This window comes from Deinococcus aestuarii (assembly GCF_018863415.1).
GTDB classification, from domain to species: Bacteria; Deinococcota; Deinococci; order Deinococcales; family Deinococcaceae; genus Deinococcus; species Deinococcus aestuarii.
In genome coordinates, this window is the sequence record NZ_JAHKSN010000002.1 from 228,145 (window position 1) to 240,781 (window position 12,637).

At 69.4% G+C, this 12,637-nt stretch carries 15 protein-coding genes; 2 read left to right on the forward strand and 13 right to left on the reverse strand.

What is annotated here, in order from left to right; all coding sequences use genetic code 11:
- Nucleotides 1-46 precede the first annotated feature (46 nt).
- From IC605_RS04195 to ruvA, 3 genes are all read right to left on the reverse strand, one after another.
- Complete coding sequence (locus IC605_RS04195) at nt 47-685, reverse strand: SDR family NAD(P)-dependent oxidoreductase (protein ID WP_216319436.1); 639 nt, start codon at nt 683-685, stop codon at nt 47-49.
- Between the two features lie 467 nt (nt 686-1,152).
- Nucleotides 1,153-2,421, reverse strand: a complete 1,269-nt coding sequence (locus IC605_RS04200; RefSeq protein WP_216319439.1) for a low temperature requirement protein A — start codon at nt 2,419-2,421, stop codon at nt 1,153-1,155.
- On the reverse strand, nt 2,421-3,020 hold the full coding sequence (ruvA, locus tag IC605_RS04205) for a Holliday junction branch migration protein RuvA (protein ID WP_216319442.1): 600 nt from the start codon (nt 3,018-3,020) through the stop codon (nt 2,421-2,423). The genes IC605_RS04200 and ruvA overlap by 1 nt, the downstream gene beginning before the upstream one ends.
- Before the next feature lie 360 nt (nt 3,021-3,380).
- Between ruvA and metG the strand changes: the two genes are divergently transcribed.
- The gene (metG, locus tag IC605_RS04210) at nt 3,381-5,378 is read left to right on the forward strand and encodes a methionine--tRNA ligase (RefSeq protein WP_216319445.1); all 1,998 of its coding nucleotides are present in this window, start codon (nt 3,381-3,383) and stop codon (nt 5,376-5,378) included.
- 180 nt (nt 5,379-5,558) lie between these two features.
- Here the strand turns inward: metG and aat are convergent, their stop codons facing one another.
- The 9 genes from aat to IC605_RS04255 form a co-directional block, all read right to left on the reverse strand.
- Nucleotides 5,559-6,179, reverse strand: coding sequence for a leucyl/phenylalanyl-tRNA--protein transferase (gene aat / locus IC605_RS04215; RefSeq protein ID WP_216319449.1), 621 nt, complete (start codon nt 6,177-6,179; stop codon nt 5,559-5,561).
- A gap of 100 nt (nt 6,180-6,279) precedes the next feature.
- Entirely contained in the window at nt 6,280-6,699 is a 420-nt protein-coding gene (locus tag IC605_RS04220) for a PaaI family thioesterase (RefSeq protein WP_216319452.1), read from the reverse strand.
- A gap of 81 nt (nt 6,700-6,780) precedes the next feature.
- Nucleotides 6,781-7,875 (reverse strand): LysM peptidoglycan-binding domain-containing M23 family metallopeptidase, encoded by a 1,095-nt coding sequence (locus tag IC605_RS04225; protein ID WP_216319453.1) that lies wholly within the window; start codon nt 7,873-7,875, stop codon nt 6,781-6,783.
- Nucleotides 7,876-8,060: 185 nt separating this feature from the next.
- Nucleotides 8,061-8,507: a D-aminoacyl-tRNA deacylase gene (gene dtd / locus IC605_RS04230; RefSeq protein WP_216319457.1), complete on the reverse strand. Its 447-nt coding sequence runs from the start codon at nt 8,505-8,507 to the stop codon at nt 8,061-8,063.
- Between the two features lie 4 nt (nt 8,508-8,511).
- Entirely contained in the window at nt 8,512-8,769 is a 258-nt protein-coding gene (locus IC605_RS04235; protein ID WP_216319460.1) for a DUF1844 domain-containing protein, read from the reverse strand.
- A 49-nt stretch (nt 8,770-8,818) separates the two neighbouring features.
- Complete coding sequence (locus IC605_RS04240) at nt 8,819-9,220, reverse strand: DMP19 family protein (RefSeq protein ID WP_216319463.1); 402 nt, start codon at nt 9,218-9,220, stop codon at nt 8,819-8,821.
- 51 nt (nt 9,221-9,271) lie between these two features.
- Nucleotides 9,272-9,532 carry a hypothetical protein gene (locus IC605_RS04245; RefSeq protein ID WP_216319465.1) on the reverse strand — a complete coding sequence of 87 codons (261 nt, stop codon included), beginning with the start codon at nt 9,530-9,532 and terminating at the stop codon, nt 9,272-9,274.
- A gap of 33 nt (nt 9,533-9,565) precedes the next feature.
- Nucleotides 9,566-10,270: a uracil-DNA glycosylase gene (locus IC605_RS04250; RefSeq protein ID WP_216319469.1), complete on the reverse strand. Its 705-nt coding sequence runs from the start codon at nt 10,268-10,270 to the stop codon at nt 9,566-9,568.
- Between the two features lie 75 nt (nt 10,271-10,345).
- Nucleotides 10,346-10,759, reverse strand: a complete 414-nt coding sequence (locus tag IC605_RS04255) for a hypothetical protein (protein WP_216319472.1) — start codon at nt 10,757-10,759, stop codon at nt 10,346-10,348.
- A 350-nt stretch (nt 10,760-11,109) separates the two neighbouring features.
- Here IC605_RS04255 and IC605_RS04260 point away from each other — a divergent pair, with 350 nt between their 5' ends.
- The gene (locus tag IC605_RS04260) at nt 11,110-11,802 is read left to right on the forward strand and encodes a C40 family peptidase (protein WP_216319474.1); all 693 of its coding nucleotides are present in this window, start codon (nt 11,110-11,112) and stop codon (nt 11,800-11,802) included.
- 157 nt (nt 11,803-11,959) lie between these two features.
- Here the strand turns inward: IC605_RS04260 and IC605_RS04265 are convergent, their stop codons facing one another.
- Entirely contained in the window at nt 11,960-12,619 is a 660-nt protein-coding gene (locus tag IC605_RS04265) for an outer membrane lipoprotein carrier protein LolA (protein ID WP_216319477.1), read from the reverse strand.
- Between the last annotated feature and the right edge of the window lie 18 nt (nt 12,620-12,637).

A 12,637-nucleotide genomic window follows, 5' to 3' on the forward strand; every position in this document is an offset into this window, starting at 1 on the left:
ATCGTAGCCTCGCGCGGGAGGCGGAAAGGGGGCTCGTCTGGAACCCTCACCCCACCCGCAACTCGTCCACCCCCAGCCCCGCCCGGTCGGCGAGCAGGGCGGCGGCGACGGCCTCGGGGGCGAGGGCTCCGCGCGGCGCCCTTCCCACCTGCGTCCAGAGGGGCGTGTCCACGGCGGGCGGCAGCACCAGGGTCAGGGTCTTGCCCCGGGTTTCCAGCCGGGCGATGTCCAGGGCGCGGGCGACGGCGGCCTTGCTCGCGGCGTACTGGGAAAAGCCGCGGGCGGTGACGAGTTCGGGGCGGGCGCCGATCACGTAAAGCCGCCCTCCCGGCGCGAGACGGGGCAGGCCGTATTTCAGCGTCCACAGCACCCCGAAATAGTTGGCGTTCCACACCGCCCGCACCTTCGCCGCGTCCGCCTCGGCGAGGGGATGGGGCAGGGCGGCGCCCGCCGCATAGACGACCGTCTCCAGGCCGTCCAGGCTCTCGAACAGGGTGCGGACGTGGCTCTCGAAGCCCACGTCCAGGGGGAGCGCGGTCGCTCCCAGCTCTGTGGCGAGGGGCTGGAGTTTCTCGCCGTTTCGCCCGGCCAGGGTGAGGGGTGAGGAGACCGCGAAAGCCCGTGCGGTTGCCGCTCCGATTCCGCCCGTCGCTCCGATGATCAGCGTGCCGCCCTGGGTGGTCATGGGGTCAGTGCAACACGGGGCGTGAGGCGGGGCTGTAGGGAGGGATGCAGAGGGGCCGGGCAACTTGCGACGGTTTACCCCCACCCCCCAGCCCCCTCCCCCCAGGGGGGCAGGGGGAGCGGCGCTGCGCTGGGCAAGGGCATACGGACGGCGCGGGTGGTCGGGTTCTTCTGAACGCAAGGTCTGATCTTGTCGCGTCCCATCGGCTCGCCCACCGTCTCGCTGCGCGAGCCGACGTGGTGGTGGGCCAGGGGCGTTCAGTCCCGGGTACTCATCGGGCGTCCCGATTGACGGTTTTAAAGAGCAACAGCTTCAGCTTCTTTTCTCCCTCTCCCCTTGCGGGAGAGGGCCGGGGTGAGGGGGCAGGCGAGCGACTCTCCCGCCAGGAGGATGAACTCTCCCTTTCCCCGGCGGGCAACCCGCGGACTTCTGGGGTGACGGCACCGCCACCCCTTCCCCGCCTCACCTCAGACCGGCGTGCCGCTCGCTCCCAGCGCCTCCTCGATCTTGCCCAGACGGCGGGTCGAGGGGTCGAGGGCGGTGACGACGGCGGCCAGGAGGATCACCGCGCAGGCGACGGCGTGGGTGGCGAGGGTGCCGAGCGGCAGGAAGGCGATGGCGACGCCCACCGGGGCGATCAGCCCGATGGTGACGGCGCTGAGGTCGGGGAAGCGGTGGCCGGTGACGCGCGCGGCGTTCCAGCGCAGGAAAAGCAGGGTGAGGCTCACCAGGACGAGGGGCCAGGCGACGAACTGGCGGTCGATGGCGTCGCGGGCACTTTCCTCGTCGGCGATGCCGTGGCCGAAGCCCACCGCGAGCATCACGATGCTGAGGGTGAAAGGCAGGTGACCATAGAGCCACGCGAGGAGCGACCCCACCCGCCCGGCGCGGTGCGCGGCGAGCACGGGCAGGGCGCGGGCCTGCTCGAAATACAGCCGCCACAGCGCCACGGCGGTCAACAGAGCGAGAAAGGCGGGGGCCTGGTCGGCCCAGCGCAGTTCCTGTTGTCGGCTGCCCGCCACGACCTCGGTCACGATGCCGCCGAGCGCGATGATCTGGAGGAGGCCCACCCGTTCGGGCAGGTGCTCCTGGTGCGGCATGGCGCGGCGCTGGCGGTCCCGGCCCAGGATGGGCGTGAGCACGTCGATGGCGAGCGCCACCCCCCAGGCCAGCAGTTCCGCCGTGCCCTGCAAAAAGGCGCTGGCGAACCAGAACACCGCCGCTGCGCCGAAGCCCAGCGCCTGCCCGCGCGCGAAGGCGGCCCCCTCCGGGTGGCTGCGGAGGGTCAGGAGGTACATCGCCACCAGCACGAGGCGGTTGGCCGTGTAGGCGAGCCCGAAGGCCATCCCGGTGTCGCTGAGGTCGCCGCGCAGGGTCAGGCAGAGCGTGCCCAGGGTCAGGAGCTGCACCAGCGTGCCCAGGCGGTAGGCCCGGCTGTCGTTGCCGTAGCGGGCCGCGAAGGTCGTGTTGCCCGCCCAGGCCCACCACACCGCCGCGAACATCAGCACGAACACGAGCAGGTTGTACCCGGTGGGCGCGTCCCCCAGCCGTTTGGCGAGCTGGTCGAAGGCCGTGACGAAGATCAGGTCGAAAAACAGCTCCAGCCAGGTGACGCGCTGCTCGCCCGAGCTGTCCCCGGCTTCCGGGGCGCCCCCCTCAGGAGCACCGTCGGGTGAGCGGGCGTCGAGTTGCAGGCTGTCGGGATGACCCTGCGGACCATCCTGCAACCCCGGCATCAGCGCAGCCGCCCCAGGCCCTTGCGGATCAGGGCGTCGGCCGACTGCGCGGGGTCGGCGGCGAGGAGTTCGGCCACCACGCTCCGCACCTGCCCCTCCCGGAAGCCCAGCGCGAGCAGCGCCTCGATGGCGTCGCGGCCCGCCGTGCCCGTGACCGGGGCCACCTTCACCCCGCCCGGCGTGACGGGCGCCGCGAGGTGGTCGGGCACCTTGTTCTGGAGTTCGAGGACGAGGCGCTCGGCGGTCTTCTTCCCCACCCCCGAGACGCTGGAAAGCAGCTTCACGTCTCCGGTCAGGAGCCCCTGGGCGACGGCGCTCACGGGCATGGCGGAGAGCAGGGCGAGCCCGAGCTTGGGGCCCACGCCGCTCACGCCGGTCAGCAGGTCGAAGAGGCGCAGGCTGTCGGCGTCAGAAAAGCCGAAGAGGAGCTGGGCGTCCTCGCGGATGACGTGCCGGATGTTCAGTTCCGCCGGGGCCTCCACCGCCAGTTTTCCCAGGGTCGAGGCGGGGCAGAAGACCTCGTACCCCACCCCCCCGGCGACGATCACGGCGCTGGAGTCGCGCACCTCGCGCACCACGCCACTCAGGTAAGCAATCACGCCCGCGATTGTAGGGGGCCGTGGGAGGCGAGAACGGGGGAAAGGTGACCCACCCATCCCTCATGTGAAGACACGCGGAGGCCGCCTTCCCTGGGCAAAGAGGCCGATGACACGCCCCCGCCGAGTGGGTAGACTGCCTCCATGCCCGTCACCCGCGAGTGGACCATGCCCATGCGAATGCCCCCGCGCGCCTGACGTGGATCGGGAGGGGCGGGGTGCGGCAAGGAGAGCGCCCCGCCCCTTCCCTTCGCCCAGGCGCAACCCCCATCCTGAATCGGCGGAAGAGTTTTGCGTATCTTGGAACGGTTGCCTGGCCCCTTCTCCCATCAGGAAGGCGTGCCGGGCGAGGAGAAGCGGCACATGACGAGACAGCCCGAGCGAGAGTTCTACATCACGACCGCCATCGACTACGCGAACGGCGCCCCCCACATCGGGCACGTCTACGAGAAGATCCTGGCCGACGCCATCGCGCGTTACCACCGTCTCGCCGGGTTCGAGGTGACCTTCCTGACCGGCACCGACGAGCACGGCGAGAAGATCGCCAAGGCCGCCGCCAAGGCCGGGCAGACCCCGCAGGCGTTTGTGGACGACCTGAGCTTGCGCGCCTTCAAGGGCCTGTGGGACCGGCTGGAGATCAGCTACGACGACTTCATCCGCACGACGGAGGGCCGCCACAAGCGGTACGTGCAGGACATCCTCCAGCGCGTGTACGACGCGGGCGACATCTACTTTGCCGAGTACGAGGGCCTGTACTCGGTGGGCGCCGAGCGGTACGTGACCGAAAAGGAACTCGTGGAGGGGCCGGACGGCGTGCGCCGTTACCCCGGCGACAAGGACCCGCCCGAGCTGCGGCGTGAGGCGAACTACTTCTTCCGGATGGAGAAGTACCAGGCGTGGCTGCTGGGGCACATCCAGCAGCACCCCGAGTTCATCCAGCCCGCCGGATACCGCAACGAGGTGCTGGAGATGCTGCGCGAGCCCATCGGCGACCTGAGCATCAGCCGCCCGAAGTCGCGCGTGCCGTGGGGCATCGAGTTGCCCTGGGACCCCGACCACGTGACCTACGTGTGGTTCGACGCGCTGCTCAACTACGTCTCCGGCCCCGTCAGCCGCGGGATGGGCGAGGAGACCATCGGCCTCGCGTGGCACGTGATCGGCAAGGATATCCTCAAGCCGCACGCGGTCTTCTGGCCCACGATGCTGCGGGCGGCGGGGCTCCCGATCTACCGCAAGCTCGTCGTCCACAGCCACATCCTCGCGGAGGACGGGCGCAAGATGGGCAAGTCGCTGGGGAACGCGATTGATCCCGAACAGCTCGTCGCCGAGTACCCGGTGGACGCGATCCGCTACACCCTGCTGCGGGAAGCGACCCTCAGCGCGGACAGCCCGTACGGCGAGGGCATCCTCGTCTCGCGGCTGAATTCCGACCTGGCGAACGACCTGGGCAACCTGCTCTCGCGCACGGTCAGCATGATTCAGAAGTACAGGGGCGGCGTGATCCCGCAGGCGCACGAGCCGGGTGGGCGCGAGCACGGGATCGAGGCGGCGGCGCTGGCCCTCCCCGGCGAGGTGATGGGGCTGGTGCAGGGGCTGAAGGTGAACATGGCGATTGAGGCGGCCATGAACTTCGTGCGTGACCTCAACCGCTACATCGCCGAGAGTGCCCCGTGGAACCTCGCCAAGTCGGAGGAGACGGCCCGGCGCCTGGATACCGTGCTCTACACCGCCGCCGAGGGGTTGCGGGTGGCGAGCGTGGCGCTGGAGGCGGTCATCCCCGGCAAGGCCAGAGAGCTGCGCCAACAACTCGGCCTCGGCGGACAGTCGTACGCGCTCACGGGTGCCTGGGGTCTGACCCCCGCCGGAACCCGCGTCATCGGTGGCAGGGTCCTTTTCCCCAAGCCCGAGGCGCGGGAGACAGAGGAGGCCGCCCCTCCCCCACCCGCCCCCAAGAAGGAGAAGAAGACCGTGACCCAGCCGAATGACAGGCCCCAGCCCGCCCCCACGCCCAGCCCCACCCCCGCCGCCCCCGAGCCCCTGATCTCCATTGACGACTTCGCGCGGGTGGACCTCCGCATCGCCGAGGTGGTCCATGCCGAGGCGGTCGAGAAGGCCGACAAGCTCCTCAAGCTCACCGTGCGGATGGGAGAGGAGACGCGCACGGTGGTCAGCGGCATCCGCAAGTGGTTCGCGCCCGAAGACCTCGTGGGCCGCCGGGTCGTCCTCGTCGCCAACCTCAAGCCCGCCAAGTTGCGCGGCATCGAGAGCCAGGGCATGATCCTCGCCGCCGAGGACGAGCACGGGAACCTCGATCTGGTGGGCACGCGGCTCGACCTGCCGACCGGGACGAAGGTGCGGTAAGCGCGCACGAGGGGAGCGGCCCACCGGGAAGGAAGGGTGGGCCGCTTTGCCGTCATCTCAGGATTTGAGAGCAGCCGACAGAATTGAACTTGTCACCCTGAGCAGAGCGAAGGGTCTCACCCAGCCGGTTGGAGACGCTTCGCTCCCCCTCAGCATGACACCGCTTTGGCGTCGAAGGCTCTACAGGCTCACGTCCTGTCCCAGCGCCCGGAAGAGCTTTTCCCGGTACACCCCCCCGCTGACCTCGGACACGCCCAGCCGGGCGAGGTGTGGGTTCTGAATCTGCGCGTCGAGGAGCGAAAAGCCCCGCGCGTGCAGGTGCGCGGCGAGGTGGACGAGCGCCGCCTTGCTCGCGTTCGTGACGCGGTGGAACTTGCTCTCCGCGATGAAGGCGCCGCCGAGCGCGAGACCGAGCACGCCGCCCGCCAGTTCACCGTCCCGCCACACCTCGAAGGAGTGCGCCAGCCCGGTGCCGTGCAGGTGGGTGTACATGTGGGCGAGGGGCGGGCTGATCCACTCGCCGTCGCGCTCGGGAGCGCCCGGCAGGTGGCCCCGGCACCCCTCCACCACGTCGGGAAAGGCGGTGTCCACCCGCACCTCGAAGCGGTCCAGTTCCCGCCGCAGCCGCCGCGCGACGTGCAGGCCCTCGGCCTCCGTGAGGGGCACGAGTGCGCGCCGCTCGACGGCGTACCACGCCACGCCGCTCCCGTTGTCCATCAGGAAGGCGCCCCCCGCGTACCCCCGCGCGACCTCACGGGTCAGGGGATCGGGGTGGTGGAGGAAGGGGCGGGCGGAGGGCATAGGGTGAGTCGGGAGTGGTCAGTGGAGAAAGACGAAAGCAGGAAGCCGGGGGCGGGGCGGGAGGGGCACTTCACCCACTCTTCACATCTCACCGAATCCCTTACCCCTTCGGATACAGCACTGCCTGCGTACACCGGAAGAGGGCCATCACCTTGCCCTGATCGCTCCTCACCTCCGCGTCCCAGACCTGGGTGGTGCGCCCGGCGTGGACGGCGCGGGCCTCGCAGGTGACGAGCCCCTCGCGGGCGGTGGAGAGGTGGTTGCTCTTGAGTTCGATGGTGGTGAAGCCGTTCGCGCCCTCGGGAAGCAGCATCCGCGTGCCGTAGCCGCAGGTCGTGTCGGCGAGGGCCACAATGGAGGCCGCGTGCAGGAAGGTGTTGGGCGCGAGGAGTTCGGGGCGCACGGTGAACTCGCTGCGCAGCAGGCCCCTTTCCGCGTGGGTGAAGCGGATGCCGATCAATCCGGGCAGCAGCCCCTCGCCCAGCGTGTTCAGTTGCTCCAGGGTGGACAGGTCGGGCATGGGGAAGAAGCTATCAGCAATCAGCCGTCAGCGATCAGCCAGAACAAAAAGCTGACGGCTGACCGCTGACGGCTCTTCCCCTCACCTCGGCCAGATGCGGTTGACCCAACCGGCGGGATTGGTGGCCTCGCCGCGTACACGCATCTCGAGGTGCAGGTGTGCGCCGTCGCTCAGGCCGGTCGAGCCCACCTCGCCGATCTTGTCGCCGCGCCGGACCTTCTGCCCCACCCTGGCGGTCACCCGGCTCTGGTGGAAGTACAGGCTCGTCAGGCCCGCCCCGTGGTCGATGATCACGAGGCCGCCGCGCACAGGGTACTTGCCCGCCACGACGACCGTGCCGTCGTTCACGGCGGTCACGGCGGTGCCGGTGGGGGCGGGGTAGTCGGTGCCGTAGTGGTACTGGACGGGCCCACCCGCCACGTAGGTGCGCGGCTGCCCGAAGGCGCTGCTCTGGGCGCGGACGTTCACGGCGGGCTGGAAGGGCCGTGCCCACGCCTGGGGAGTGCGGCGGGTGTACGCCCGTTCGACGATGGCCTCTTCCGCCTTGCGCCCCGGGTCCTGAAGCTTGCCGCTGATGGAGGGCGGCAGGTTGAGGTACTGGATCGTCTGGGTGAGCCCGGTGACCGGGATGCTGCCGCGGACCTGATCGCCGCCGACCTTGATCTCGTACACGACCGGGGTGGTCTTGCCGAGCACCACACGCCCCAGCACCACGTACTCGCCCGCCGCGCCCGTGGGGGTCAGCCACTCGTCCGGGCGGCGCACGTCCTCGCCGACCTCGCTGGGAAAGCGTACCGTCGCCTGCCCCGCGCGTGGGCCGCTCAGCCGCAGCACAAAGGCGTCTCCCATCCGCAGGCTGGTCGGGGCCGTCACCGTCAGACCCGCGACCTGGGCCGTCCCCACGGGCACGGGCTCGGGGAGGGGCGTGGGCGCGGGCGCCGCCGTCGAAGGGGGCGGGGCCGCGGGCGCCGGGGTCTGCGGGGCCGTCTCGCCCGGCAGCCTGAGGGTCTGCCCGACCTCCAGGGAGGTGTTTTTCAGCCCGTTGAGGCGCGTGATCTCGGCGACGGTCGTGCCGTGCGCCCGCGCGATGCTGTAGAGGGTGTCGCCGGGTTTGACGGTGTACGCGCCCGCCACGCCCAGCAGGAGGGCGGCGGCGAGCAGGAGGGGGCGGGTCATGGGGGGCAGAATAGCCGCACCCGGGGCACAAGGTCTACCGTGGTGGGGGCGGGGAGTGCGCTCCCACACGGGGAAAAGCGGGGGGCGGGATGGGCAGGGCGCGGTCGCCAGCTTCCAATCGCCGGGAAAAACAGGGATGGCCGGGGGCTCTCAACCCGACACCCGGGAGGCTCGGGGAAGACGACTTATCCCTCCGCCGTGTCCAGCACCAGCGTCACCGGGCCGTCGTTCGTCAGGTCGAGGCTCATGTGGGCGCCGAAGACCCCCTCCCCCACCGGGACGCCGTGCCCCCGCAGGGCGGCGTTGAACTCGGCGTACAGGGCGCGGGCCTGCTCGGGTAGGGCGGCCCCGGAGAAGCCCGGTCGGGTGCCCCGGCGGGTGTCGGCGTAGAGGGTGAACTGGCTGACGCTGAGCACCCCGCCCCCCACGTCGAGCAGGCTGCGGTTCATCTTCCCGGCCTCGTCGCCGAAGACGCGCAGTTTGACGATCCTGGCGGCGAGGGTGCGGGCGGTGTCGGACGTGTCCCCGGGCGCGACCCCGAGCAGGATCAGCAAACCGGGGCCGGTCTCGCCCGTGACCTGCCCCTCTACGGTGCAGCGGGCCCGCGTGACCCGCTGGAGGACGGCACGCACCCCCTCAGTTCCCCAGCCGGGCGCGCAGGCTGCCGATGGCGTCCGTCAGCAGCTCGGCTTCCGTGAAGTCGAGGTTGCCGCGCGTCTTGTCGGCGAGCATGGTCAGGAGGCGCAGGGAGCGTTCGGCGGTCTGCCGGGCCCGGCTTTCATCCAGCAGGCCGTCGCGGGCGGCGCTGGCAGTGGCGGCGTTGAGGTCCCCGAGGGCGGCCTCGGCGGTCGCTTGCAGGGAGTTGACGAGTCCAACGAATTCGAGGTTGGGCATGGGGGCAGTGTAGAGCCTGGTGGTCAACTTGCGTAATGTTGGCTCCCGTTCAATTGTACGCAAGCTCGGCCTTATGGGTTTCCATGTAACGTGATAGATAGAAATCTAGGCTATTTAACCCGTCGAGGAATTGGTTGCCCTGAATCTCATATTCTACGCTGTGGTGCGTCTTTTTGTCACTATCTTCATCCACATAGAAATTAGCAAGACACTGGAGCTTCTGTGCAAGTTCATACGCACCAATCTGCTCGAAGACCCAGATCGTCTCGTTAACTAAATTAGCAGTCAGTGGCGACACGAAAAATTCATTAAATCCTGATAATTCAAACTTAAAACGTGCTTGACTTAGTAGGGTCAGCACCTGCTCGGGAATACTAAGGGCAGAAAGACCAATACGATGTCGTTTTTCATCAACAGAATTCAAAATTTCTGCTTCTTCAAGAGGAGACATATGCTAAAAGAAAGCTTGCTCGTCTAGCGGCAGAAATGCAAGCTCCCTAGACTAGCTCTCGGAGATCACCGAGCGGTCGGACTCCGGCTCGGCAGCCACCACATCGCCCGGCAGGGACTCGGGTGGGTCCGCCTCCTCCAGCCGTGCCCGCACCCGCCGCAATTCCCCGGAGAGGTCAACCCCCGGGAGGTCCGCCGCTCCTTCCCCCGCCAGCCTCGACCGGATGTCCCGGAGCAGATCACGAATCTCCAGCAGCAGCTCCGCCGTGAGGACGGCCGCCGCCCGGTCGTCTTCCGTCCGCCCTTGATCCATGCCCCAGCGTACCCGACCCGGAGGTGAGCCCGCTCAGAACAACGTAGGTTGGCTGTTCTCAGGCTTCGGCTGGGCCGTCGCCAGCCCCTCCGGCTCCTTCTCGCCGCGCAGCACGGCGGCGGCCTCGCGGATGTCGCGCCAGGTCAGGCTCTTGGGACCACCGGGGGCACGGGTGTCCTGGCGCAGGAGGTAGGCGGGGTGGAACATCGGCATGAGGAGGGCCTCGTATGCGCCGCCCGCCCCGTCGTCGTGGCGGTAGGGGTGCCACATGCCGCGCGTCTTGGTGATGCCCAGCCGGGTGCCCAGCAGGAACTGGGTCGGCGTGTTCCCCAGGGTGAGGATCACGCGCGGGCGCAGCAGCGAAAGTTGCGGTCCGAGCCACAGCCCAGTGCAGGCGGCGATCTCGTCGGGCTCGGGGGTGCGGTTGCCGGGCGGGCGGCACTTCACGACGTTGGTGATGTAGGCGTCCTGCCGGGTGAGCCCCACGGCCCCCAGAATCTTGTCGAGGAGTTGCCCGGCGCGGCCCACAAAGGGCAGGCCCACCCGGTCCTCGTCGCCGCCGGGGCCCTCGCCCACGATCAGGAGGGGCGCCGCCGGGGTGCCGTCCGCGACGACGACCTGGGTGCAGCCGGGGCGCAGCTTGCAGGCGGTACAGCCCTTGGCACGGGCTTCGAGCGCCCCGAGGGCCGCCACGTCCGCGCCCGTCACGCCTGCCGCCAGCGAAGTCCGAGAAAGCATGGGCCACAGCGTACCGCCGCCCGGGCAGGCGCGGCGGCGACGGGGGCACGGTTGGGGGTGGGGCGGTGGGGCGTCTCAGCCGCCCGCCGCCGGGGTCTCGCTCGTCTCGGCGGGAACGCCCTGGACGGTGCCGAGTTTGGGCCGCTTGCTGCGGGCCTCGCGCCGGGTCTTGGGGTCGAGGCCGACGAGCAGGAAGTAGTTTTCCAGGGCATTCTCGCGGCCCTTGATCTCGGGATATTCGGGCTCGGGCGTGCCCGTCACGAAGGGCAGGCGCCGGTACAGGTCGAGGGCGTAGAGGGTCACCTCGTCGGGCGCGTGCTCCCCGGCATAGGTGCTGAGGTCGACGTACACCTCGCGGCGGCTCTCCGCGTGGGTGAGAAAGGCCTGCGGATAGGGCGTCTCGGGCGCGCGCAGCATGTCCTGGCGGGCGATGCGGCGGTAATGTTTCAGGCCCTGCAAGAGCTGGTCGGTGGTCATCTGTTCTTTCATGACTCCTCCGGCGGGAAAGGGTCGGCTGGGGCCGCACTGCTGGCGCTGAGTATAGGCCGGGGATCGGTGAGGGCCGCCTTACCCCACCCCACCGGGGGCCCGGGGCCCAATCATGAGGAACATGAGATTCGTAACCCGAATCGGAACACAGTCGAGCCCGTCTACGACGCCAGTCCCGCACGGGGAGGGGCGATGAGCCCACTCCTGAGAAAACTGAGCCGGAGCCGATCTTTTCGCGTTTCTGATGAAGGGATCAGAGAGTATAAAAGCCGTATAGGCGCATAAAGAGAGCCCCTTCGTCCAAGAATGAAGGGCAAATAAAATAAAGCCGGGTTAAACTCTCCCCGTCGATGAATGCGCTCCGAACCCTCCTGATTGCCGGTGCCCTGACGAGCGGGGCCTCCCTCGCCGCCACCTACACGGTCAAGGCCGGTGACACGCTGTACAGCGTCGCCGAGAAGTACGGCATGGAGCCCGTGCAGGTGATGCAGCTCAACGGGCTGCCCAGCCCCACCCTCCAGGTCGGCCAGACGCTGGAGGTCGGCGGCGCGGAGGAGGGGGCCGCCCCGCTGACCGCGCGCCCGGCCCGGCCCGCCGCGCCCGCGCAACCGAAGGTCGCGGCCGTGCCCACTCCTGCGGCGCCCCGTGTCCAGCAGCCCGCCCCCGGAGGGGGCAACGCGTTCGTCCGCACGGCGGCCACCCGCTTCCTGGGCATCCGCTACGCGCTGGGGGGAACGGGCGGGCGGGGCCTGGACTGCTCGGGTTTCACGATGCGGGTCTTTTCCCAGCTCGGGATCCGGCTGCCGCGCACCGCCGCCGCCCAGTGGCGGATGGGGGCCAGCGTGAGTCGCCGCAACCTGCGGGCCGGGGACCTGGTGTTTTTCAACACCACCGGGCGCGCCGCCAGCCATGTGGGCATCTACATCGGCGACGGTCTGATGGCGAACGCGAACAGCTTCAAGGGCCGCACCGTCATCGAGCCCCTGTTCACCAACGCCTACTGGGCCAGCCGCTACATCGGCGCCCGCCGCGTCCTGAGCTGACCCGCGGCCCCACCAGGCGCACCGACCAACCACCCCTGCCACCTGGGCGGGGGTGTTTGCCCGGTCTGACCTGGACCCTCGTGTGGGACCGGGGACAAAGGGAGCGGGGGAAGCAGGCGGGTCCCCGCTTCCCCCTTGCCATCCCGCGCCCTTCTTGCTACTGCCGGATGATCTGGGCGTCTTTGGGCAGGGTCTTGAGCCCGGAGACGGTCAGGCCGCTGTTCACGCGGTAATTCGTGACGTTCAGGTCGGCGAGAACCTTGTTGCCGCTCCCGACGAGCTGCACGCGGGTGGGGCGCCAGCCCGCCTCGGTGATCCACACGCGGGCGCGGTCGGTGCTCTCGGTGCCCTTGGGGGTCGCCTCGAGCTGGTAGACCTTCTTGCCCGCCACGGTGGACGTGCCGAGAAGGCGCACGTTGTAGGTATTCAGCAGCGTGGCCGCGTTGGTAAGGCCGGTGAAGTCCAGCCCGCCCAGGCCCGAGTTCGCGGCGGCGGCTTTCGTGGGCGTCACCGTGATCTGATTGGTCAGGAAGAGGTACTGGCGGATCTCGTTCTTGTCCGCCACGACCACGTTGTCGGCGAAGGCGTCGGGGGCCGTGAATTGCAGCCGGGCGACCCCCTGGGCGGGGATGCTCTTGACGGTGAGGTCGATCTTCTGGGGGGCCGTCTCGAGGGTGGCCGTTCCGCTCAGGCGGAAGGTGACGTCCCTGGCGGCCTTCTGGGCGGCGTCCACGCGGTTCAGGATGTCCTGGGCGGTCTGGGCACCCGCGCCCGACACGAGCGCGGCGAGGGTCAGCAGGGAGAGGGCTTTCTTCACCCTGGAAGTCTTCCACCC